General features: G+C 66.2%; 24 protein-coding genes. 8 read left to right on the top strand and 16 right to left on the bottom strand.

Translation table 11 applies throughout. From position 1 onward, the window contains the following. Positions 1-27 precede the first annotated feature (27 nt). On the bottom strand, positions 28-279 hold the full coding sequence (locus NGM06_RS03275; protein WP_254268924.1) for a hypothetical protein: 252 nt from the start codon (positions 277-279) through the stop codon (positions 28-30). A 125-nt stretch (positions 280-404) separates the two neighbouring features. On the opposite strand from NGM06_RS03275, the gene NGM06_RS03270 reads away from it, so the two are divergent. Beyond that, positions 405-800, top strand: a complete 396-nt coding sequence (locus tag NGM06_RS03270) for a hypothetical protein (protein WP_254268923.1) — start codon at positions 405-407, stop codon at positions 798-800. Positions 801-864: 64 nt separating this feature from the next. Here NGM06_RS03270 and NGM06_RS03265 read toward each other — a convergent pair whose 3' ends face one another. From NGM06_RS03265 to NGM06_RS03230, 8 genes are all read right to left on the bottom strand, one after another. After that, a complete protein-coding gene (locus tag NGM06_RS03265; protein WP_163520490.1) occupies positions 865-1,128 on the bottom strand; it encodes a hypothetical protein in 264 nt (87 codons plus the stop codon). Positions 1,129-1,206: 78 nt separating this feature from the next. After that, positions 1,207-1,851, bottom strand: a complete 645-nt coding sequence (locus NGM06_RS03260; RefSeq protein WP_254268922.1) for a helix-turn-helix domain-containing protein — start codon at positions 1,849-1,851, stop codon at positions 1,207-1,209. A gap of 114 nt (positions 1,852-1,965) precedes the next feature. Then, on the bottom strand, positions 1,966-2,856 hold the full coding sequence (locus NGM06_RS03255; protein ID WP_254268921.1) for an alpha/beta fold hydrolase: 891 nt from the start codon (positions 2,854-2,856) through the stop codon (positions 1,966-1,968). 135 nt (positions 2,857-2,991) lie between these two features. Then, positions 2,992-3,645 carry a YIP1 family protein gene (locus NGM06_RS03250; protein ID WP_254268920.1) on the bottom strand — a complete coding sequence of 218 codons (654 nt, stop codon included), beginning with the start codon at positions 3,643-3,645 and terminating at the stop codon, positions 2,992-2,994. A 68-nt stretch (positions 3,646-3,713) separates the two neighbouring features. Continuing rightward, complete coding sequence (locus NGM06_RS03245; protein WP_254268919.1) at positions 3,714-4,298, bottom strand: thymidine kinase; 585 nt, start codon at positions 4,296-4,298, stop codon at positions 3,714-3,716. A gap of 66 nt (positions 4,299-4,364) precedes the next feature. Then, positions 4,365-4,508, bottom strand: a complete 144-nt coding sequence (locus NGM06_RS03240; RefSeq protein ID WP_254268918.1) for a hypothetical protein — start codon at positions 4,506-4,508, stop codon at positions 4,365-4,367. 164 nt (positions 4,509-4,672) lie between these two features. After that, complete coding sequence (locus tag NGM06_RS03235) at positions 4,673-5,692, bottom strand: NADP-dependent oxidoreductase (RefSeq protein ID WP_254268917.1); 1,020 nt, start codon at positions 5,690-5,692, stop codon at positions 4,673-4,675. A 94-nt stretch (positions 5,693-5,786) separates the two neighbouring features. Next, positions 5,787-6,371: an NADPH-dependent FMN reductase gene (locus NGM06_RS03230; protein WP_254268916.1), complete on the bottom strand. Its 585-nt coding sequence runs from the start codon at positions 6,369-6,371 to the stop codon at positions 5,787-5,789. 138 nt (positions 6,372-6,509) lie between these two features. Between NGM06_RS03230 and NGM06_RS03225 the strand changes: the two genes are divergently transcribed. The 3 genes from NGM06_RS03225 to gdhB all read left to right on the top strand — a co-directional run bounded on the left by NGM06_RS03225 (position 6,510) and on the right by gdhB (position 10,912). Next, positions 6,510-9,377, top strand: coding sequence for a bacterio-opsin activator domain-containing protein (locus NGM06_RS03225; RefSeq protein ID WP_254268915.1), 2,868 nt, complete (start codon positions 6,510-6,512; stop codon positions 9,375-9,377). Between the two features lie 80 nt (positions 9,378-9,457). Next, the gene (locus tag NGM06_RS03220) at positions 9,458-9,607 is read left to right on the top strand and encodes a rubrerythrin-like domain-containing protein (protein ID WP_254268914.1); all 150 of its coding nucleotides are present in this window, start codon (positions 9,458-9,460) and stop codon (positions 9,605-9,607) included. A gap of 15 nt (positions 9,608-9,622) precedes the next feature. Then, a complete protein-coding gene (gene gdhB, locus NGM06_RS03215; RefSeq protein WP_254268913.1) occupies positions 9,623-10,912 on the top strand; it encodes a glutamate dehydrogenase GdhB in 1,290 nt (429 codons plus the stop codon). A 191-nt stretch (positions 10,913-11,103) separates the two neighbouring features. Here gdhB and NGM06_RS03210 read toward each other — a convergent pair whose 3' ends face one another. Continuing rightward, positions 11,104-12,522, bottom strand: coding sequence for a serpin family protein (locus tag NGM06_RS03210; RefSeq protein ID WP_254268912.1), 1,419 nt, complete (start codon positions 12,520-12,522; stop codon positions 11,104-11,106). 403 nt (positions 12,523-12,925) lie between these two features. After that, complete coding sequence (locus NGM06_RS03205; protein ID WP_254268911.1) at positions 12,926-13,222, bottom strand: hypothetical protein; 297 nt, start codon at positions 13,220-13,222, stop codon at positions 12,926-12,928. A 111-nt stretch (positions 13,223-13,333) separates the two neighbouring features. Here NGM06_RS03205 and NGM06_RS03200 point away from each other — a divergent pair, with 111 nt between their 5' ends. Then, on the top strand, positions 13,334-14,002 hold the full coding sequence (locus tag NGM06_RS03200; protein WP_254268910.1) for an HNH endonuclease: 669 nt from the start codon (positions 13,334-13,336) through the stop codon (positions 14,000-14,002). A gap of 11 nt (positions 14,003-14,013) precedes the next feature. Here the strand turns inward: NGM06_RS03200 and NGM06_RS03195 are convergent, their stop codons facing one another. The 3 genes from NGM06_RS03195 to NGM06_RS03185 form a co-directional block, all read right to left on the bottom strand. Further along, a complete protein-coding gene (locus NGM06_RS03195; protein WP_254268909.1) occupies positions 14,014-15,162 on the bottom strand; it encodes a DNA cytosine methyltransferase in 1,149 nt (382 codons plus the stop codon). A gap of 180 nt (positions 15,163-15,342) precedes the next feature. Continuing rightward, positions 15,343-16,275, bottom strand: coding sequence for an HhH-GPD family protein (locus NGM06_RS03190; protein WP_254268908.1), 933 nt, complete (start codon positions 16,273-16,275; stop codon positions 15,343-15,345). A gap of 56 nt (positions 16,276-16,331) precedes the next feature. Continuing rightward, positions 16,332-16,598, bottom strand: a complete 267-nt coding sequence (locus NGM06_RS03185) for a YgaP family membrane protein (RefSeq protein ID WP_254268907.1) — start codon at positions 16,596-16,598, stop codon at positions 16,332-16,334. A 122-nt stretch (positions 16,599-16,720) separates the two neighbouring features. Between NGM06_RS03185 and NGM06_RS03180 the strand changes: the two genes are divergently transcribed. The 3 genes from NGM06_RS03180 to NGM06_RS03170 all read left to right on the top strand — a co-directional run bounded on the left by NGM06_RS03180 (position 16,721) and on the right by NGM06_RS03170 (position 18,491). Beyond that, positions 16,721-17,050 (top strand): ribbon-helix-helix protein, encoded by a 330-nt coding sequence (locus NGM06_RS03180; RefSeq protein WP_254268906.1) that lies wholly within the window; start codon positions 16,721-16,723, stop codon positions 17,048-17,050. 126 nt (positions 17,051-17,176) lie between these two features. Continuing rightward, positions 17,177-17,887: an RNase P subunit p30 family protein gene (locus tag NGM06_RS03175; protein WP_254268905.1), complete on the top strand. Its 711-nt coding sequence runs from the start codon at positions 17,177-17,179 to the stop codon at positions 17,885-17,887. Next, positions 17,871-18,491, top strand: coding sequence for a class I SAM-dependent methyltransferase (locus NGM06_RS03170; protein WP_254268904.1), 621 nt, complete (start codon positions 17,871-17,873; stop codon positions 18,489-18,491). The genes NGM06_RS03175 and NGM06_RS03170 overlap by 17 nt, the downstream gene beginning before the upstream one ends. Before the next feature lie 136 nt (positions 18,492-18,627). Here NGM06_RS03170 and NGM06_RS03165 read toward each other — a convergent pair whose 3' ends face one another. Together NGM06_RS03165 and NGM06_RS03160 are read right to left on the bottom strand one after the other, a co-directional pair. Then, positions 18,628-19,683, bottom strand: coding sequence for an ABC transporter permease (locus NGM06_RS03165; protein WP_254268903.1), 1,056 nt, complete (start codon positions 19,681-19,683; stop codon positions 18,628-18,630). Continuing rightward, positions 19,680-20,804: an ABC transporter permease gene (locus NGM06_RS03160; RefSeq protein WP_368410506.1), complete on the bottom strand. Its 1,125-nt coding sequence runs from the start codon at positions 20,802-20,804 to the stop codon at positions 19,680-19,682. Before NGM06_RS03160 ends, NGM06_RS03165 begins: the two co-directional genes overlap by 4 nt. Positions 20,805-20,852: the final 48 nt, after the last annotated feature.

The raw sequence follows: 20,852 nt of genomic DNA, 5'->3' as shown, positions 1-20,852 counted from the left end.
CCTAAAACTGTTGTCGAAACTGGCCTGCTACTCGTCGCTCCCGTCGTCCGCGAACGCCTCGACTCCCGGCAGGTCCGCGACCCCCTCGTGGACGCCGACGTACTCGGCGTCCCCGACCGCTCGCTCGAACGCCTCGACGCTCCGATACTCCCGAATCGCCAGCACGCGACCCTCCTCGACCGCGAAGACGATTTCGTCGGTCCCGTCGTCGTGGCGGTAGTGGTCGGCCTTCTCCGGGTCGGCGCGTTCGTGAGAGTCGTCCGCCTCGTCGGGTGCCATCGGTTGAACGGCAACGCGGAGACCCTTGAAAGTGACCGGCGAGCGCGGACGGTTCAGAGACGACGCCGTTCGTCACGCGAGCGAAGCGGAGAAGATATTTATCACTCGGACGAAGTGGTTCGAGCGTGAGACGCCGCAGAGTCCTCCTCGGAACGACGACGGTGGCGACCGCGCTGGCCGGGTGTTCGGTGCAGTCGTCCCGGTCGTCGATGCTCGATTTGGTCGCGTTCAATCACACCGATAGCCCCTACACGGTCGAGATGGGCCTGTTCCGCGGCGGCGGAGACGCGACCCGGAGCGAGGCGCGAGCGTACGACGGAAGCATCGACGTCGAGTCGCAGGGGCGAGCGCAGCGCGAGAACGTCGCCGAGACCCGACCGTACCTCGTCCGGTACAGCGTGTACGAGGACAACCGCAGAACGACCGACGAGGACCACGTCCACTACTACCCCGAAGACGATGGAAACGACGAGAGTCTGGCGTTCGACATCGGTTCGGAAGGAACGCTGAGTCGGCGGTGACCGCGAGGCGTCCCGGTGATTCACTCGCCCGAAACGCGAACCGTTCGCGTCCGGAACCGAATCGCTACTCGAAGACCGGACTGTCGTCCTCCATCGCCTCGATGTCGTCGGCGATGTCTCGGACCTGCTCGGGGAACAGCGCAACCTGCACTTCGTTTCCGTCGTCGTCCTCGCAGACGATCTTCACGCGCTTGTCGCCGAACTCCCGCGCTTCGGCCGACTCCACGTCGAACAGTTTCGCGGTGCCGGACTTGTTCGAGGGACCGACGTTCCGGATGGCTCCGTCCTTGAGTTCGACCATGAAGTCGTCGAGGATGAGATTGAGCATACCTGACGTTCGACGCCCGGCGTCTTATAGGTGGGAGAGTCGAGGTCGGCGGGGACCGACGCCTGCTCTCGGTTCGCGTCAGCGCGCCTCGGTGTACTCCGTGATTACGGCCGCCTCTGCCTTGCGCAGTAGCTCCCCCGCGGTGCTGGACGAACAGTCGAGAGCGTCCGCCACGTCCGAGACCGTGCCGGTTCGCGGCACGTCGTAGTAGCCGACCGAAACCGCCGCGTCGAGCGCCGCCCGCTGGCGGTCGGTGAGACGCGACGGCGAGTCGCGCCGCTCGAACTCGCGGACCCGCTCGACGGTGAGGTCGCCGAGCGCCGAGAGTTCCTCGTGAAACGCGCCGAGCGCCTCCGATTCGCCGACGGCTTGGAACCGCACGTCGCCGATGTCGAGGAACGTGACCGGCGGGAGGAAGATGACCCGCGCGTCCGCGACGAGTTCGAGCAGCGCCGCCGGGAACTCGTAGTCGTCCTGCCGCAGGAACGCGTAGGTCCCGTCGGCGTCCTCGACGAAGTTGCTCGCGACCAGCGACTCGACGTCGGCGACGGCCTCCGCGGTGGCGTCCCGGTCGCCGTCGCACCAGAACAGCGTCGTCGCGTCCTCGGTCGGACTCCACATCAGCAGTTCGGCCCGCGTAATCGGCAGGTCCGACGCGATTCGGCGCTGGATGGGGTGGACGAACCGGTCCGGATAGCGGACCGACAACTGGACGCGTTTCATGTCGCCTTCCAGCCGTGTTCGCGCCCACCGCATATCAATCGGCGTGGTCTCGCTCGGTTACGGCCCGCGCCAGCAGGTGGCGTTCGCCGGGACGCGTCGGTAAAACCGGCCGCGTCATCGGTGTTCCGCCAGCACGTCCGGGACGGTTCGGAGGAGGGTACCGAGGTGGTCGGCGTCCTCGAACGCGCGGAGTTCGGCGGTCGGTATCCTCTCTTCGAGGCGTCGGACGCCGTCGATGGGGACGTTCGCGTCGTTCTCGCCGTGCCAGAGACGGACCTCCGCCTCGATGTCGTCGAAGCGAATCCCCCAGTCGGTCGCCGCGTGACGGAACTCGGTCACGGCACCGCGCCGGTGCCGTGCGAACGCCTCGACGAAGTCGGTCTTGACCACCGCCGCGGCGTCGTCGGGGACGGACTCGGCGTCGCCAGTCGTGTACTGCGCGACCACGAACGACGGGTCGAGGCGACCGGCGAGCCACGCCTGCCCCCGGAGGAGTCCCCGGAGGACGAGGGGGGTCGTCGTCGCCAGTCCCGAGAGGAGTCGCTGAACCGCGGGCGTCTCCCCGCCGACCTCCGGCGGCGTGGCTCCGGCGACGACGTCCACACGACCGACTCGCTCCGGACGTGTCGCCGCAGTCGCCAGCGCGTACGGAGCACCGCCGGAGAACGCGACCAGTCCGGCCTCCGGCACGTCGGCGTCGTCGAGGACGGCACCGACGAACTCCCCGGCGTCGGTCACCGAGCGAGTCGGCCGCGGCGACGAGCGACCGTAGCCGGGCCGGTCCGGCGCGAGGATTCGGATGCCGCGCTCTCGGGCGGCCGCGTCGAGCAGTTCGCCGAGTCGGCGCGACCCGGGCGTCCCGTGGAGGAAGACGACCGGAGCGCCGTCGGCACGGCCGTATTCGGCGTACGCGAGTCGGCGATCGTCGTCCAGCGCGACCGTCGCTACCTGTTCACCGTCCGGTTCCGACTCGGGACGCGACGACTCGGAGGCCCGCGTTCTCATGAGTTGTAAGTATTCGACTCGGAGACGAGTGAGTGGTGCCGGATAGATGCGGTGGTTTATACGATGTGGGGGGAGACTGGTCGGTCGAACGGCGGGGCGATGGACGGGCGACGGGAAGAGGACCGCGCGAAACAGTCAGCCGAGCGACACACAGACTTCCTGGCCGAGTTCCGCGACGCGGAGACAGGCCTCGCCCGCGTGTCGCACGACCAGTTCGTCGAGCGCGGCGAACCCGCGGAAGGCGTAGCCGAAGACCAGCGCGGCCGGAATCGCGCCCGCGACCAGCGCCCGGACCGCGGAGGTGTCGTGGACCTCGCGGAGACCGACGACGAACAGCGCCGCGCCGTACGTCGCACAGGCCGCGCGGAGCGTGGGACTCGGGACGCCCGCGAACACGCACGGCGCAGTGGCGTAGGCTATGACCTGCACCGTCTCGCTGGTCCCGGCGCGGTCCGGTACCACCGCCATGAGGAGGACGGTCTGGAGCGCGGCGGTCAGGTGGAGGACGGCGGGCGCGACGAACAGCGCCACGAGCGCGAGACCGAACAGCGCCGACAGCGCGGGTCGCCCGCCGAGCGTCGGGGCCGCGCCGGGGACCAGCGCGAACCGTGTCGCCTCCTCCACGAGGACGACGACCACGGCGAAGACGAGTCCCGGCGCTTGGTCGCCCGGCGCGATTCCGTGCCGGAAGAACCGCCGAGGGCTGACGAGGACTTCGACCCACGCCCGAGCGAGCGCCGCGGGTCCGCGGTCGCGCCCGCCCGTGGGATTCTCGACCCACTGAGTCACGACGCGTCCACCTCGCAGTCGGTCACGGAGCGCATCACGGTCGGGTCACCACGCAGTACACAGTCGGCCTAGTCGGTTCGGAGAGTATGACAGTTCCGACATCGGGCCTCGTAGGACTCGTCGGCACCGACCACGATGGTCGGGTCGTCGACGTGGGCGGGTTCGCCGCCGACGAGTCGCTGGTTCCGGGTCGCGGGTTCGCCGCACTGGGCGCAGATGGCCTGATACTTGTCCACGTACTCCGCCAATGCGACGAGTCGCGGCAGGGGATCGAAGGGTTCGCCGCGGAACGTCTGGTCGGTCCCCGAGACGACGACTCGGCGGTCGTCGTCCGCGAGGAACTCGCAGACCTCGACCAACTCCTCGGAGAAGAAGTTGGCCTCGTCGATGGCGACGACCTCCTCGCCGTTGAGTTCCTCCGGGATGTCCCAGACGCCCTCGTCGGGGTCCACCACCGTCGCGTCCCACTGCCGACCGTTGTGGGACCCCACGGTCCCCTCGCCGTAGCGGTCGTCGAGCGAGGGCTTGAAGGCTGCGACCTCCTGACCCGCGATTTCGGCTCTGCGGAGTCGTCGGAGCAGTTCCTCGGTCTTTCCGGAGAACATACACCCGGTGACGACCTCGACCCACCCGCTGTTCGTTATCTTGTGCATGTCCGTGGTGCGCTCAATCGAGGGAGAAAAGGGTTGCCGATTCGGGTCGCCAGCGAGGCGACCGACTCACGGAGCGACCGGGCGTCGGGCCACGGGGACCGACGGCGTCGGGTCGCCGCGGTCCAGAATATCGTCTACTATCTCGCCGAAGTCGGGCGCTTCGCGGTCGTCGCGCTGTTCGTCGGACGGGTAGTGCGGTACCACTGGCACGGTCGGCCACCTCCTCGTCGGGCACTAGTCGATTCCACCGAGAAATTAGTTACTCTCCCTTTCATGCCGAGAGCGACGCTAAGCTACGGAGTGTCGCTCTCTTGTCGGGGCGGGAGTGGCGGTCGTTCGGCGTAAGAGCGAGTGGCGGTCGCCCGGCGACGAGACTACGCTTCGCGCTCGCCGACTTTCACGATCTGTTTGCCGATGTTCTCGCCCTCGAACAGGCCGAGGAAGGCGTCCGGAGCGTTCTCCAGTCCCTCCGTGACCGTCTCGCGGTACCGAATCTCGTCCTCGGCGATCCACTCGGCGAGTCGGCGGGTGGCCTCCTCGAACCGGGGCGCGAAGTCGCCGACGAGGAGCCCCTCGACCGTGGCTCGCGTCTCGATGAGTTTCCCGAGCTTTCGCGGTCCGGTGGGAATCTCCTCGGCGTTGTACATCGAAATCTGGCCGCAGACCGCGACGCGAGCGTCCACGTTCAGTTTCGAGAAGACGGCGTCGGTGATGGGTCCGCCGACGTTGTCGAAGTAACTGTCGACGCCGTCCGGGGCGGCCTCGTCGAGTGCCGCGCGGTAGTCGTCGGTCTCCTTGTAGTTGATACCGGCGTCGAACCCGAGTTCGTCTTCGAGGAACTCGACCTTCTCGTCGGACCCCGCGAAACCGACCACGCGAGCGCCCGAGAGCTTCGCTATCTGGCCCGCGACCGACCCGACCGCGCCCGCCGCGCCCGTGACGACGAACGTGTCTCCGGCCTTCGGTTCTGCGACCTCGCGGGTACCGAAGTAGGCGGTCCGGCCGGGCATCCCGAGGACGCCGAGCGTGGTCGAAATCGGCCCGAGGTCGGGGTTCACCGACTGGAGTTCGCTGCCGCGCGCCGTCGCGTAGTCGGCCCAGTCGAGGTTCCCCGTCACCACGTCGCCCGCCTCGAAGCCCGCGCCGTTGGACTCGACGACTTCGCCGACGACTCCGGCCCGGAGCGGGTCGCCGACCTCCCACGGTTCGGCGTACGACTCCCCGGCGTCCATCCGGCCGCGCATGTAGGGGTCCACCGAGAGGTAGAGCGTGCGAACCAGCACCTCGCCCGGTCCCGGTTCCGGCACGTCCTCCTCGACCAGTTCGAAGGTGTCTCGGTCGGGTTTGCCCTCGGGGCGCTTCGCCAGTAGGTACTTCCGATTCGTATCCGGCATACTCGGACAAAGGGTAGCTACCGGGAAGGGACCTGCGGAAGGGGCAGAGACGGTCGGAATATTGACAGTCACTTCCGCATCACGGCTGAGGCGGCTACTCCACCGCGCCGACGTTCTCCTCGCTCTCCATCGTCGGCGGACTCGGTTCGATGTTCGCGTAGTTGACGACTTCGCGGCCGAGTTCCCGGACGCGCTCGGCGACGTCCTCGTCGGTGAACGTCCCGTCACGGACCGCCGAGTGCGAGCGCGGGACCGCGGCCTGATGCGGGAGGACCCACGCGTCGAGCGCCCGGCAGACCGACCGGAGGTGTTCGAGCGCGGTGATGGGGAAACTCCCGCCGGACACCGCGAGCAGGCCGACCGTCTTGTGCTCGAACTCGTCGAACCCGCTGTAGTCGATGGCCGTCTTCAGCACCGACGAGTACGACCCGTGGTACATCGGCGACCCCAAGAGGATAGCGTCGGCCTCGCGCAGGTCGCGGGTGAGTTCGGCCGCGTCCGCCGCCTCGTCGTCCGCGTCCGGGTCGTACGCGGGCAGGTCGTAGTCCCGCAGGTCGAGCAGTTCTCCCTCTCCGCCCTTCTCCTCGACGCCCTCTAGGGCCTTTTGCAGTGCGACTCTGGTGACGCTCTCGTCCCGGAGACTGCCGCAGACGGCAGCGATGTGTGGCGTATCCGTCATAGGAAGGTGGTCGGAGGCGAGCGTCAAATAGGTGTGTCCCGACCGACGGAACGAGAACGTCGCGCGACCGGTCCGTGGCGGAGGTCGCGGCATCGGACAACCGAGACTCTTAACGGTACGAGCGCGAAGACTGCGACGATGGATACGACCCGGTCACCCCGAACCGACACCGACCGCGTCGGCGTCCTCCTCGCGGGGTCGGAGCAGTGGCGCGAGGGGCTTCGACCGACGTTCGCGGACGACGACGCGTTCTCGGTGCGGACTGTCTCGACGGCCGAGGCGGCGATAACGGCGGCGACCGACCGACACGCCACGGTCGATTGCGTGGTCAGTGCGCGTCGCCTCGACGGGACGACGGGTCTCGACCTGTTGGCCGACCTGCGCTCGCACGGCGTCGCCGCTCCGTTCGTCCTCGCGCCGGAGGACGGAAGCGAATCGCTCGCCAGCGAGGCCATCGACGCGGGCGTCGCCGACTACGTCCCTGCTGACGCCGACTCGGAGGACCTCCGGCGTCGGTGTCGAGCGGCGGTCGAGCGACGCGACGAGGAGTACCGACGGACCGCGAGGGCCGACCAGTTCGAGTCGGTCTTCGCCACACCCGACCGATTCTGGGCCGTCCTCGACGCCGACGGGACCGTCGTGCGCGTGAATCGCGGCGCGCTCGAACTGCTGGACACCGACGAGCGTGCGGTCCTCGGCAAGCGGTTCTGGGGACTCCCGTGGGCCGACAACTCCCAACGAGAACTTCAGCAGGCAGTGCATCGCGCCCGCCGCGGCGAGTACGCCGACTTCGAGGCTCGGCTTCCGGACGAGACCGGCGAGGGTCGATGCGAGTTCACGGTCCGGCCGGTCACGGACGACGACGGCGAAGTCACTCACCTCGTCGTGGAGGGTCGCCGAGTCGCCGAGCGCGTCCGATTGGAAGAGGAACTCCGCGAGTCGGAGGAACTGCACCGCGTCACGCTGAACAACATGACCGACACCGTCCTCGTCACCGACGACGACGGCGAGTTCACGTACGTCTGTCCGAACGTCCACTTCATCTTCGGTCACACCGCCGAAGAGATTCACGACCTCGGCACCATCGACGTGCTGCTCGGCGAGGACCTCTTCGACCGCGAGCGACTCGAGTCCGAAGGCGTCCTCACCAACCTCGAATGCACCGCGACGGACAAGTACGGCCGGGAACACACCCTGCTAGTCAACGTCAGACAGGTCTCGATTCAGGGCGGAACGACCCTGTACAGTTGCCGCGACATCACCAAGCGGAAACAGCGCGAACGGGCGCTCACGCAACTCCACGAGACCAGTCGGAGCATGCTCTACGCCGAGACCAAACCCGAGATAGCCGACCGCGTCGTGACGGACGCGGCCTCGATTCTCCCGTCGGCCGCCGTGGCGGTCTACCAGTTCGACCGCGACGAGAACGTCCTCTCCCCGACGGCAGTGTCCGACGAGTTCTCCGAACTGGTCGGGTCGCTCCCCGAACTCCGACTCGACGGTGCGAGCGCGGTCAGTCGCGCCTTCGTCGAGGACGAGACCCGGACCCGCGAACGCGCCGAACGCGACGGGCGCCAGCGGACGCTCCTCTCGGCGCTCGGCGACTACGTGGCCGTACCGCTGGGCGACCACGGCGTCTTCGTGGCGGCCACCGTCCAGGAGGAGACGTTCGACGAGGTCGGCGAGGAGGTCACGGAACTGCTGGCCGCGACGACCGAGGCGGCGTTCGACCGCGTGGAGCGCGAGAACGAACTCCGGGAGCGCGACCGGACGCTGAAACGCCAGAACGAGCGCCTCTCGAAACTGAACGGGGTGAACGAGTTCATCCGCGAGATAGACCAGGCGCTGGTCGGTGCCGAGTCCCGCGAACGGATAGAGACGGCCGTCTGCGAGCGACTGACCGCCGACGACCGGTTCCGGTTCGCGTGGATCGGCGAGACCACGGCGCTGGACCGGACGCTCCGTCCGCGAGCGTGGGCCGGAGACGAGCGGGGGTATCTCGACAGCGTTCCGCTGGAGTCCGGTGCCGACGCCGGGACCGTCGAACCGAGCGTCCGGACCGCCGACGAGCGCGAGGCGACGCACGTCTCGAACGTCGCCGACCACCTCCGGACGGGCCGGTGGTGCAAGGAGGCGGTGTCGCGCGACTTCCAGTCGGTGCTGTCGATTCCGCTCACGTACGACGACGTGTTGTTCGGGACGCTGACCGTCTACGCCGACCGCCCGGACGCCTTCGACGACATGGTTCGGTCGGTCCTCCGCGAACTCGGCGACACGGTGGCGTCGGCCATCAACGCGGTCCAGCGGAAAGAGGCGCTCCGAAGCGACGCGGTAGTCGAACTCGAATACCGGATTTCGGACCCGACCGCGGTGCTGCACCGACTGGCGAGCGAGACCGGCGCGTCGCTGGAAGTCGAGGGCGACGTGGACCGGGACGACGAGACGACGCTCGTCTTCGTCACCGTCGAAGGGGCGACCCTCGACCGCGTGGTCGAAGCGACGGCGGACTTCGTCGGAATCACGGACGCGGAGCGAGTGCGGACGACCGACGACGGGGGTCTCCTCGGGTTGGGAGTCCGCGGCGATTTCGTGACGACCGTCCTCGCCGACCACGGGGCGGTCCGCAGACGACTACGGGCGACCCCGGAGGGTCTCTCGCTGACCGTGGACGTGCCCGACTCGATCACGACCCGGTCGATAGACGAAGTCGTCTCGAACACGTACGACGGGGCCGAACCGGTCGCTCAGCGCGAGCGGACTCGGGCGCTAGAGACGAAGGGTCGTCCCGGCCGTTTCCTCGACGACCTCACGGAACGGCAGCTAGAGGTCGCTCAGATGGCCTACCACGCCGGATTCTTCGACTCCCAGCGCGACGTGACCGGACGAGACGTGGCGTCGATGCTGGACATCTCGCACACGGCGTTCTACGACCACGTCCGGCGAATCCAGCGGAAACTGTTCGCGTCGCTGTTCGAGAACCGGCCGCAGCCGACCGGGGTTGAATAGTAACCCCCGAACCGACTCGTCACGGGTTACTATTCAACAACGCCGTCCATGATACCGCAGTGCGTAGCAATTTTTACCGAATGAGAGACCGCGACCCCGACTACGAGGCGAGCGCAGAGTACGAGTACGAGTGTCTAAACTGCGGGACGACGGTACACGCTGGCAGTCACCCCGGCGGTTGTGACGACTGCGGGACCACGATGCGCAATCGACGGATGCCCTGCGAGTGATTCCCTCCGAAACTCATGGCGACTAACACCCTCGAAGACAGCGACGACGAGGAGTACTCCGAGACCGAATCGGCGCTCGAAACGGCGCTTCGACAGCTCTCGGCGGCGGCGACGCAGGTGAACGTGGACGACGGCGTCATCGAACGGCTCAAACACCCGACGCGGGTCGTCGAAGTCGGCGTTCCGCTGAAGCGCGACGACGGGTCGGTCGAGGTGTACACGGGCTACCGCGCCCAGCACGACGACGTGCGCGGTCCCTACAAGGGCGGTCTGCGCTTCCACCCGGAGGTGACCGCCGAGGAGTGCGTCGGCCTGTCGATGTGGATGACGTGGAAGTGCGCCGTGATGGACCTGCCGTTCGGCGGCGCGAAGGGCGGCGTGGTCGTGAATCCGAAGGAACTGACCACCGCCGAGAAGGAGCGACTGACCCGACGGTTCGCCGAGGAGATTCGGGACACCATCGGGCCCAAACAGGACATCCCCGCGCCCGACATGGGCACCGACGCCCAGACGATGGCGTGGTTCATGGACGCCTACTCGATGCAGGAGGGCGAGACCGTCCCCGGCGTCGTCACGGGGAAACCGCCCGTCATCGGCGGGAGCGAGGGCCGCGAGGAAGCGCCCGGTCGCTCGGTCGCCATCGTCGCCCGCGAGGCGCTCCGGTACTACGGCAAGAACGCGGACGAGGCCACAGTCGCAGTACAGGGCTTCGGGTCGGTCGGCGCGAACGCCGCCCGCCTGCTCGACGACTGGGGCGCGACCGTGGTCGCGGTCAGCGACGTGAACGGCGCGGCCTACGACACGACCGGTCTCGACACGCACGCGGTCCCCTCCCACGAGGAGGAACCCGAGGCCGTGATGAGTTACGACGCGCCGAACACGCTCACGAACGAGGAGGTACTCGAACTCGACGTGGACGTGCTGATTCCGGCCGCCGTCGGCAACGTCCTCACCGCGGACAACGCCGACGACGTGCAGGCCGACATCGTCGTGGAGGGCGCGAACGGTCCGACGACCTCCGCGGCCGACACGATTCTGGCGGAGCGCGGCGTCCCCGTGATTCCGGACATCCTCGCGAACGCGGGCGGGGTCACCGTCTCGTACTTCGAGTGGTTGCAGGACATCAACCGCCGCCAGTGGTCGCTCGAACGCGTCAACGACGAACTCGAATCGCAGATGCTCTCGGCGTGGGACGACGTGCGGAGCGAAGTCGAGGCCCGCGACGTGAGTTGGCGCGACGCCGCCTACGTCGTCGCACTCGAACGGGTCGGGGAGGCCAAGGAGACCAGAGGACTCTGGCCGTAACCTCGCGGTCGGCCCGACGAAGTGTAACGAGGTGAAGCGAACTCCGGAGACGGCGGGCGCATCGGGTCCGCTTCGAACTAGGGATTTGCTTGCACGGACGAACGCCGATGCGCCGGGTCCGGGGCGGGCAGTGCAGTCCGATATTTTTCGGGACGTCTGACGGTCGGTCACTCGCCGGAGATGGCGAGCGGTCACCCGCCGGAGAGGTCGGTTACGCGCCCGAGGAACAGCGGCGTCTCGGTCGGGCGGTCCCGGACGTAGAAGAGGAACGGCCGGTTGACGGTCATCTCGACCTGCTTGGGTGGGGCGTCCTCCGCGATTATCGCGGCCGTCGCGGCCGCCGCCTCGGTGCCGCGCTCGTCCACCGACACGAAACTCTGGTGGACCACGTCGGCGACGAACAGGTCCTCGCCCGCCGCCTCGCTCATTCCGGTCAGGTCCGCGGACGGCGTGAACGCCTCCGTCACGCCGAGCGACTGCATCGCCTCTACGAGACTGAACGACGACTCGACTTCGAACTTCGGGAGCGCGAGGTCCACCAGCGCGTCGCTGGTCCGGTCCAGCATGGTGGCGAGTCGGTCCACCGTCAGCGACTCCTCGAAGGCCGCGAACTCGCCCTCGGCGGGGAGGACGACGACCATGCTCGTCTGGCGGTTGGCGTAGGGGAGTTCGACCAGTTGGTGGCCGTCGATTCGGGCGTACTGAGTCTCGACGGACTGGTGCATCGTCGGGACCTGTGCGGTCGAACCGCCGAGCGACGTGAACGCCCTGTCCTCGGTCTCGTCCTCGGAGAACGGGAGACGCCACCGCGCCGAGAAGTAGACGGCGTTGGTCAGCACGAGGCGAGTCGCCTCGTCGATGGACCCCCGCGGAAGCAGGTCCTCGGTGCGGTCTCCGGTGTTGTCGGCGACCCACGAGTTGATTCGCTTCCGGGCCGCCTCGGGGTCGCCCGAGAAGTCGGCGAGTCGCAGGCCCGCGCCGTAGTACGCGTCGAGGAGGTCGAGGAACGCCTCGCGGAAGGGGAACCCCTTTTGTCCCCACACGCTGTTCGCCGTCGTGAACTCGAAGGCCGGACCCGCGTCCGCTTCGCGTTCGGTCATCACCCGGCCGCTCGCCTCCTGTCCGTCGGCGTTTCGTCGCTCGAACTCGGCGTCCAGCGACGCGAACGCCCCGTGGAGGTTCTCCCGGTCGAGGACGAAGTGGAGCGCGTCGGCCATCTCCGCGGCGGTACTCCCGCGGGCACCGGCGTACGTCATCGCCAGCGCGACCGAGACGCTGTAGGGCGAGAGAAACAGGTTCGGGTCGTCCCGCTGGTCGCGCAGGACCGCGAGCAGGTCGAGCGCGAACGCGGCGTTCCCGCGAATCTGGTCGGCGAGCAGGTCTTCAGGGACTTCGGGGTCGGTCACCGGGTCGATTTCGGGAAACGGCGGTGCGTCGAGGTCCTCGAAACCGGGCGATTCTCCGGTGGTCGTCCCGGGCGTCTCGTCGGTCGGCGATTCGTTCGCGGGAGTCTCGCCGGTCGTCTGCGGGTCGTCGCTTCCCGTACAGCCAGCGAGTCCGGCGAGGAAAGCACCAGAGAGAGCGAGGGTTTCGCGGCGTCGGAGGGTCATGGCCGGACGTTCCACGGGTCGGGATAAACGCTTTCTGTAGGCTGAAGTGGGCGCTTCAGTTACGGCGGAGGACTCCTCGTCGGCGTCGGAGTTTGACTGCGTCTCAGCGTCGGCGTTGTGCCTCATTTCTTCAGTAGACCGCCAACGAACCGCCGAACAAAGAAATAGCGTTCGGTGCTCCCGTCGAGAACGGAATGAGGCGGTTGTGACGCTTACGTACGCTATAGAACGTTTATAGGTCAAATTGTGTAGTCAAAAAGTCCAAGTACGAATAGAGGGAGTTAAAACGAACAATCCTACTTACCGGATGCTTCAGTACGAGGCGGTTCACAGGCTAAATTCGGGAGTGGCTGTTCGCCGATTGCTCCACCGTTCCGCTTCGACGAGAAACCTTGCTGCCCGCTCACAGAACATCCGTCGAGAGTGGAGTAACGTCCCCCGTCGGAAGCTCAACTACGATCTGCTCATGAGCGAGGTGGTAAATCAGTCCCGCCTCTTTCTGGTATTCTTTCACAAGTAACTCTGCGTCGACGAGGGTTTCGAGAGCACGATAAATGCTTTCCCGGTGTTTCTGGTCGCTGTATTCGTCGACGTACCGTTGGTGGAGACGTGTTGCCGAGCCGGGTTCCTCCGCGATAAGTTTCAGCAGTCGCAACCGTGTTTCGTTAGACAGGGCTTTACTGACAGCAATCAGTTCCATTACTGCTATGTAACTGCTGACGTTTCTTGGTTGCTTGTTACGTAATTCCGTAACGATATACAAGATATAGTAACAAAGGTTCGTGATAGCTTAGGATTTCAGCCCGATTGGATGCCGAAGGAACTGGAGAGCGCGTACGATGATGTATTGGAGAAAGCGCAAACGGTCGTGGACGAATTGGAGGCAATAGACCCTGAGGAAGTGACCCGCGAGAACTGGGAAGATAACTTTGCGAACTACATGGAAGCGATAGACGAGTTGAACGACCACCAGCCGGACCTGTACGCGGCTATCTTCCAAGAGTCGAGTGGTAAAGGCCGAATACGAGAGTATCTCCGGGACAAAATTGGGGAACCGGTCCGGTCTGAGCGACTCGCCCAGATCAGCGGTATCAGCGAGTATGCCCGCCGAGTCCGTGAACTCCGGAACCAAGAAGGTTTCGTAATCGACAGTACCAGAACGCGGAGTGAACTCGGGCAAAACGACTACTTCGTGGTAGAGATACGCGATATCGAAGAAAAGTCCCGTATCTCGGCACAAACGCGATACGAGCAGTTAGAACGGCAGAGCAACTGTGAAATCTGCGGTCGCGATGCTCATCATCCGGATGTTCGGTACATGGAAGTGGATCATATCGAGTCGTTCGTCGACTACGATAATTCAGACGCCGTAAATGATCCCGACAATCTCCGTACGCTGTGTAACGAATGCCATCACGGGAAGAGTGCGTCGGACAACATCGCGAACCGTCGGCGCGGCGGCCAGATAGAAGACTCTTGAACTTGATTGCGTCAGTCGAAGGACGCCAACTGAGCCTGTTTCTCCTCGCCGATGCGGAACGATTTCTCGAACACTTCGTGTTCAGTATCTGCATCTGGAATAATCTGGCTCTCCTCGCCTTCGAAGTGATCTTTGATCGCCTGGCCCAGATGGTACGACAGTTTCGGTGGGACCGCGTTTCCGATTTGGGGCGCGACACGGGTCCGCGCCCCGACGAACTCGAAATCGTCAGGGAAGGTCTGTAGCCGTGCCCCCTCGCGGATAGTGATGGAGCGATTTGCCTCCGGATGCAGGTACCGTCCCTTCTCCGGTTTGTAGAACTCGGTTCGAATAGTGACAGACGGCCGATCCCACCACAGCCGCCCGAACAGATCCGTGCCACCCCGTTTGTCTATCCAGCAATCTGGTAAGAGTTCTTTCGGGATGTCCGTCCGGTTCCCGCCTGGCGGTACGTGTTCCATCCGTTTCTTGCTAAGGTCGGTCACGTGTTGACGGGAAACGTGCCAGTTGTCACCCGTCGGTTCTTTCGGGAGATCGCCAAATGCATCTTCGACAGTGCGCTCGGATTCGCCCGACGGTTCAGGGAAGAAAGGGACGCCGAGTTTGCTCCCGATGACGAAGGCGCGCTTCCGCTTCTGCGGGACGCCGTACTCGTGTGCCCACAGCGTGTCCACCACCGTAGTGTACCCGTGGTTCTCTGCGATTTCCACGGCGCGAGCGCCCTGTGCCGATTTCAGGAACCGAGGCACGTTCTCGATGAGGAATACGTCGGGGTCAATTTCTTCGACGGCCCGCATGAAGTGACGCCAAAGCGTGTTCCGTTCGTCCTCCAGTTCCGCTGTTTTCGTCTTGTTCAAGTTAGAGAATCCTTGACACGGTGGCCCCCCGACAACGATGTCGGCATCGCTCCACTCCGCAAAGGACTCGATTTCCCGGATATCTCCTTCGATAACTTCACTTTCGAAGTTGCGGCGGAACGTTTCCGCCGTATTGTCATCGTTCTCGACCGCGAGTACCGTCTCGAAGGCATTTTCTTCAAAACCAAGCCCCTCGTAATCGAGGTTTCCGAGTCCGTTGAGGCGCTCGGGTTCTTCCAAGCCAAGAGAGAAACCGCCCGCACCGCTGAACAAATCGACCACTTTGTACGGCGTCTTGCTCATCGGCATAGTGATGTGACCGGCTCCTTATTGAAGTTGTGATTGCCTGTTATCATCGGTTCTACGCCGCGTTACAGCTATCTATTTTTGGAGGCTGTGGGTTTCGTACATCGCCGCTAGTAAAAAGGATTGATAAACCGCAGTGAAAGTGAACGATCCACGCCGAATACGGATTCCACTGGTCTATCGACGGAGGCGGGCGACGAGTTCGTCGTTCGCGTCACCGCGCTCTACGTCCACCAGTCCGTCGTCCGAGAGGTCGTTCAGGAGGCCCTCCAACCACTCGCGTCCGTACTCTCCCTCCGGCGCGTAATCGACCCTGACGCGGGGGCCGAGTTTCGAGAGCGGGAGTTCGTCGTACTCCTTCAGAATCGAGATGACCTTTCCGCGGAACTGCCTGCGACTCCCCTCGAAACTCGGCTGGGTCGGCACGTCCGGCGCGGTGAAGTCGCCGGTCTCGTAGGCGTGACACCACTCGCGCCACGGGCATCCCGCCGAGTCGCACTTGGGCGTCTGCTCGCAGGCGACGCCGCCGAGTTCCATGATGGCGTTGTTCCAGACCCGCGACTCGCCGTCGGGCATCGCCTCGCTGGCGGCGGCCTCGAACGCGGCGTCGTCGTCGGGCACGTCGAAGGCGCGGTGGAGGACGCGCTTGACGTTGGTGTCCACCACGGCGTCGCCGTTGTTGAACGCGAAGGAGGCGACGGCATTGGCGGTGTAGGGACCCACGCCCATCAGATTCTGGAGTTCGTCGGGCGACTCGGGGAACTCGCCGTCGTACTCGGTCACGACCTGCTCTGCCGCCTCGTGGAGGTACTTCGCGCGGTTGTTGTAGCCGAGACTGTGGTCGGTCCAGAACCCCACCACGTCGGCGCGGTCGGCGTCCGCGAGGGCCGCCGGAGTCGGCCACCTGTCGAGGAACGCCTCCCACGCCTCGACGACCCGGCCGAGTTGGGTCTGCTGGCTCATGACCTCCGAGACCAGAATCTCGTAGGCATCGTCCGTCTCGCGCCACGGGAACTGCCGGTGGTCGGCCTCGTACCACGAGACGAGTGCGTCGCGGACCGCCGGGAGGTCGTCGGGCAGCGAGTAGTCGGCGTCGTCCGATTCGCTCATTGGCGCGGTGTAGGGACGACGCGGATAAAGGGACGGCGGTTCGGTTCGTCTCCGGGCTACTGGAGCGCGCGCTCCCGGACCGCTCGGGCCTGTTCGCCGAGGTTCTCGCTCGGACGGCGCGTGTCGCGACCCATCGCCTCGTTCGCCGGACACGTCTGCGTCAGGCCGGTGACGGTCAGAATCGCGCCGACCGCGAGCGCGCCAGCCGTCACCGCCGGGCGGAGACGGACGGTTCCCTGCAGCGACGCTATCGAGAGCACCACCAGCAGCGGTCCGAGCGTGATTCGAATCCCCTCGTCGAGTCCTCCGACGTTCTTCTGCATGTGTGACCCCGAACCACGGGACGACGCCGCGACACTTGAAGGTGAGTGTCGGTCGCAACTGCGACACTTGAACGCGGACGGCGGTCGAAAGGCGTTTCCGCCTCACGCGCGACGCTCCCGACATGAGTCTGGACGACCTGCAGGCCGACATCGAGGACGAGTACACCGACCTCGGCGACGAAGTCGGGGTGTCGCTCGACCGCGAGACCCGCAACGAACTGGCGATGCTGAACGCGGCGTTCGACCCGGACGACACCGACGAACTCCTCCGGCGGGCGGTCCACATGCTGTTCCAGAGCGCGGTCGAGACGGGGAACCTCACCTTCCACCTCCGGAGCGAGTACGACGTGACCTACGACGAGTACCTCTCGGGGATGACCTACGACGAGATGACCGGCGGGAACCAGTTCCCCCAGCAACAGCAGAAGGACGACCGACGATATCAGTTCTGAGGGCGCTCTCCGTCGGCGTTTTCTCTGTCGGTCAGTTTCCGCGAGCGACGGCGACGGTCGCCGGAACGGAAGGGACAGACCCAAAACGCGGCCGGGAGAACACACGCGACGAGAGTACAGTCCACCATGCCACGCTACGAGGGCGTCCACGCCTACCCCGACGGCGACAGCACCGTCGCGCGCTTCGCGGCCACCGCCGCCGAGTACGACTTCGACGGCGTCGTCGTTCGCAACCACAGCGACGCGACCGGCGAGTACGACGCCGAACGCATCGCCGACGAGTACGGCGTGGACGTGGTGGACGCCATCGAGATTCGGGCCGACGACCCGGAGACCGCGTCGGGACACGTCGGCAACTACCGACCCAAGCACACGGTTCTGGCGCTCCACGGCGGGACCAACGCGCTGAATCGCTTCGCGGTGGAGTCCGACCGCGTGGACGTGCTGGCCCACCCGATGCGCGGCCGCGGCGACTTCAACCACGTGCTGGCGAAGGCCGCGGTCGAACACCACGTCCACGTGGAGTTCGACCTCTCGCGGGTCCTCCGGTCGGACGGCGGGCCGCGCGTGCAGGCCCTGCAAGACCTCCGGAAACTCCGGGAGATAGTCGTGAAGTACGACGCGCCCTACGTCGTCAGCGCGAACCCGACCAGTCACCTCCAACTGCGGGCACCCCGCGAGTTGGTCGCGGTGGGCGAGACCATCGGCTTCTCCGCCGACCAGATTCGCGCGGGCCTCCGGGCGTGGGCCGACCTCGCCGAGCGCAACCGCGAGCGCATGTCCGACGCGTTCATTGCACCGGGGGTCAAACGCGGCAGATATGAAGAAGAGCCTTGAGGAACACGCCTCGCGCTTCGACGAGGTAGCGGGCGAGTACGACGACAGCCAGAACGACACCGAGGAGTACCGCGCCGCCGTCTCGCTGGTCGTGGACCACGCGAACCCCCATGAGAGCGACACCGTGGCCGACCTCGGCACCGGCACTGGGGCCATCGCGCTGGCGCTGGCCGAGGACGCCGAGAAGGTAATCGGCCGCGACATCAGCGAGGGGATGATGGAGCGAGCGCGGGAGAAAGCGACGGAGCAGGGCATCGAGAACGTCGAGTTCGGCGAAGGGCGTTTTCGAGAACCGAACGTGGAGGAGGCCGACATCGTCGTCTCGAACTTCGCCATGCACCACCTCAGCGACGAGGAGAAGCGCGAGGCCATCGAGGCCATCGCGGAACTGGGGCCGCGGAAGTTCGTGCTGGGCGACGTGATGTTCTTCGGCGAACCCAACCCCGACGAACCGTTCTACAGTCCGGAAGTGGACGACCCCTCGACGGTGGGCCATCTGGCGGACGTAATGACCGAGGCCGGATTCGCGCTGACTGCGGTCGAGCGCGTTCACGAGCAGGTTGGCGTGCTGGTGGCCGAGCGCGGCGAATCGACGGAAGCGTAATCGACTGTTTCGATTTTCGCGGCCGAAGGCGCGTCACGTCGTCGGGAACCGTCTGAATACTCATCGGCGCTCAGAGAAATTTCGAAATCGGTGTCGATTTCCGGGCATCTCCCCGGCCGAAAACGGAGTTCGGTTGCTACTCCTCCGTGTCGTACGGCTCCCCGACGGCCGACGGGACTCGCGTGTACCCGACCAGCGTCAGCACGACCAGCACCGCGACGTAGGGGAACAGGCCGACGATGCTCCCCGGCAGCGAGATGCCCACGGTCTGGAACTGGACCTGTAGCATGTCCGTCGCGCCGAACAGCAGCGACGCGCCGAACGCGCCCAGCGGGTTGTAGTTGCCGAACAGGTACGCGACGATGGCTATCCAGCCCCGGCCGTCCACCATCGTCACGCCAGTCCCGGTGAACCCGCTTCCGATGCCGATGGAGAGGACCGCGCCGCCGAGGCCCGCCATCGCGCCCGAGAAGACGACCGCGGCGTACCGCACCCGGTTCACGTCCACGCCCGCGGTGTCGAGCGCCTCCGGGTTCTCGCCCGCGGCCTGCACCCAGTAGCCGTAGCGAGTGCGGTAGAGGACGACCCACGCGACCCCGGTCAGGAGGACGGTGAACAGCACCAGCGGCGAGGCGTCGAAGAGTAACCGGCCGAGGACCGGAATCTCCGCCAGCACCGGGACGGTCAGGTTGTCGATGTTCGGCAGCGAGGGACTGGAGACGCCGCCCCAGATGACCGTCGCCGTGAACGGGCCGAACCCGAGACCGAGGAACCACACCGCCAGCCCCGCGACTATCTGGTCGGCCTCGTACCGGATGGTCAGCACCGCGAACATCGCGGTCAGCAGCGTGCAGACCGCCACTGCGGCGAGGACGCCGACCCAGAGGTCGGCCTGCGTGACCGACCCGCTCCCGGCCGAGAGCCACGCCGCCCCGGCGGCCGCGAGCGCGCCGAATATCATGAACCCCTCCAGTCCGATGTTGAAGACGCCGCTCTTCTCGGCGTAGAGACCGCCGATGGCCGCCAGCGCGATGGGCGTCGCCGCCCGGAGCGCGCGCTCGGCCATCCCCACGGTCAGCAGGTCGGCCACCGGCAGGTCGAACAGCGCCGCGAGGACCGCCAGCAGGACCAGCGCAATCGCGGTCCCGCCGATTCTGAGTCGGTTTCGCGCGGCGTAGTCGGCGACGCTCACTCTCCGTCACCTCCGTCGGACTCCGTCCGAGTCGGTCGGGACTCCGACGAGTCTCGACCCCCGAGACCGGTGCGCCGACCGGCCATCCGGAACAGTTCCGGCGTGGCGACGAACAGCACGACGAGACCGACCACGCCGTCCACCAGTTCCGGCGGCACGTCGAGCGTGAAGCCGATGTACTGCCCGCCCGCGTCGAGACCGCCGAACAGCAGACCCGCTGGCACGACGCCGAGGGGGTTGTTCGCCGCGAGCAGACTCACCGCGATGGCGTCGAAACCGAACCGCGGGAACGTCGAGGGGTCGCTGTAGTAGCCCAGAATCATGATGGTGAACATCGCGCCCGCGAGGCCCGCCACCATGCCGGAGAAGGTCATCGTGGCGACGACGTTACGCTCGGGGTTCACCCCCGAGTAGGCCGCCGCGGATTTCTGATAACCGCTAGTCACGAGGTCGTAGCCGAATCGGGTGCGGGTCATCACGACGGAGACGACGACGACAGTCACCAGCGCCACGCCGAGTCCGACGACCGAGAACGACGCGCTGTCGAACACGACCGACGGGAGCGAGACGTACTCGGGGAACGTCTCGGTGTTCGGCGCGGCCGCGCCCGCCGGGCGGAGGTAGCGGTCGACGACGAAGAAGACCACGCCCGACGCGATGAAGTTGAGCATGATGGTCGTGATGACCTCGTTCGCGTCGGCGTAGGCCTTCATCAGTCCCGGTAACGCGGCGTACGCCCCACCGGCCGCGACGGCGGCGAGAGTCCCGAACACCAGCAGCAGAACCCCGCCGACCGCGCCGCCGGGAAGGTGGGGAGCGAGGAAGAGGACCGTGACCGCGGTGGCAAACCCGCCGACGACGAACTGACCCTGTACGCCGATGTTGAACACGCCCGCCCGGAACGCGACGGCGACCGCCACGCCCGCGAGGATGAGCATCGTGGACTGGCGGAGCGTGAACGCGAGGTTCGAGGTGGTTCCGAACGCGCCGTAGACTAACGAGGAGACGAACTCCACCGCGTCGTAGCCCGACGCGGCCACGATGACCGCTCCGAGCAGAAGCGCCAGCAGCGTCGAGACCACCGCGATGGCGAACCGCTCCAGCACCGTCGCGCGGAGCATGCGGTCGGCCGCCCGGTCGAGGGCCGCGCGGCCGCGGCCGGTGTCGCC

This window comes from Halorussus aquaticus, assembly GCF_024218795.1.
Lineage (GTDB): Archaea > Halobacteriota > Halobacteria > Halobacteriales > Haladaptataceae > Halorussus > Halorussus aquaticus.
The sequence above is the reverse complement of the archived record's forward strand: the minus strand, read 5'-3'. Positions and strand labels throughout refer to the sequence as shown.

Excerpts from the sequence above, each read along its gene's own strand:
- NGM06_RS03275 (WP_254268924.1), bottom strand. The coding sequence starts at position 279 with ATGGCACCCGACGAGGCGGACGACTCTCACGAACGCGCCGACCCGGAG.
- NGM06_RS03265 (WP_163520490.1), bottom strand. The coding sequence starts at position 1,128 with ATGCTCAATCTCATCCTCGACGACTTCATGGTCGAACTCAAGGACGGA.
- NGM06_RS03260 (WP_254268922.1), bottom strand. The coding sequence starts at position 1,851 with ATGAAACGCGTCCAGTTGTCGGTCCGCTATCCGGACCGGTTCGTCCAC.
- NGM06_RS03255 (WP_254268921.1), bottom strand. The coding sequence starts at position 2,856 with ATGAGAACGCGGGCCTCCGAGTCGTCGCGTCCCGAGTCGGAACCGGAC.
- NGM06_RS03245 (WP_254268919.1), bottom strand. The coding sequence starts at position 4,298 with ATGCACAAGATAACGAACAGCGGGTGGGTCGAGGTCGTCACCGGGTGT.
- NGM06_RS03235 (WP_254268917.1), bottom strand. The coding sequence starts at position 5,692 with ATGCCGGATACGAATCGGAAGTACCTACTGGCGAAGCGCCCCGAGGGC.
- NGM06_RS03230 (WP_254268916.1), bottom strand. The coding sequence starts at position 6,371 with ATGACGGATACGCCACACATCGCTGCCGTCTGCGGCAGTCTCCGGGAC.
- NGM06_RS03225 (WP_254268915.1), top strand. The coding sequence starts at position 6,510 with ATGGATACGACCCGGTCACCCCGAACCGACACCGACCGCGTCGGCGTC.
- NGM06_RS03220 (WP_254268914.1), top strand. The coding sequence starts at position 9,458 with ATGAGAGACCGCGACCCCGACTACGAGGCGAGCGCAGAGTACGAGTAC.
- gdhB (WP_254268913.1), top strand. The coding sequence starts at position 9,623 with ATGGCGACTAACACCCTCGAAGACAGCGACGACGAGGAGTACTCCGAG.
- NGM06_RS03210 (WP_254268912.1), bottom strand. The coding sequence starts at position 12,522 with ATGACCCTCCGACGCCGCGAAACCCTCGCTCTCTCTGGTGCTTTCCTC.
- NGM06_RS03205 (WP_254268911.1), bottom strand. The coding sequence starts at position 13,222 with ATGGAACTGATTGCTGTCAGTAAAGCCCTGTCTAACGAAACACGGTTG.
- NGM06_RS03200 (WP_254268910.1), top strand. The coding sequence starts at position 13,334 with ATGCCGAAGGAACTGGAGAGCGCGTACGATGATGTATTGGAGAAAGCG.
- NGM06_RS03195 (WP_254268909.1), bottom strand. The coding sequence starts at position 15,162 with ATGAGCAAGACGCCGTACAAAGTGGTCGATTTGTTCAGCGGTGCGGGC.
- NGM06_RS03190 (WP_254268908.1), bottom strand. The coding sequence starts at position 16,275 with ATGAGCGAATCGGACGACGCCGACTACTCGCTGCCCGACGACCTCCCG.
- NGM06_RS03185 (WP_254268907.1), bottom strand. The coding sequence starts at position 16,598 with ATGCAGAAGAACGTCGGAGGACTCGACGAGGGGATTCGAATCACGCTC.
- NGM06_RS03180 (WP_254268906.1), top strand. The coding sequence starts at position 16,721 with ATGAGTCTGGACGACCTGCAGGCCGACATCGAGGACGAGTACACCGAC.
- NGM06_RS03175 (WP_254268905.1), top strand. The coding sequence starts at position 17,177 with ATGCCACGCTACGAGGGCGTCCACGCCTACCCCGACGGCGACAGCACC.
- NGM06_RS03170 (WP_254268904.1), top strand. The coding sequence starts at position 17,871 with ATGAAGAAGAGCCTTGAGGAACACGCCTCGCGCTTCGACGAGGTAGCG.
- NGM06_RS03160 (WP_368410506.1), bottom strand. The coding sequence starts at position 20,804 with ATGCTCCGCGCGACGGTGCTGGAGCGGTTCGCCATCGCGGTGGTCTCG.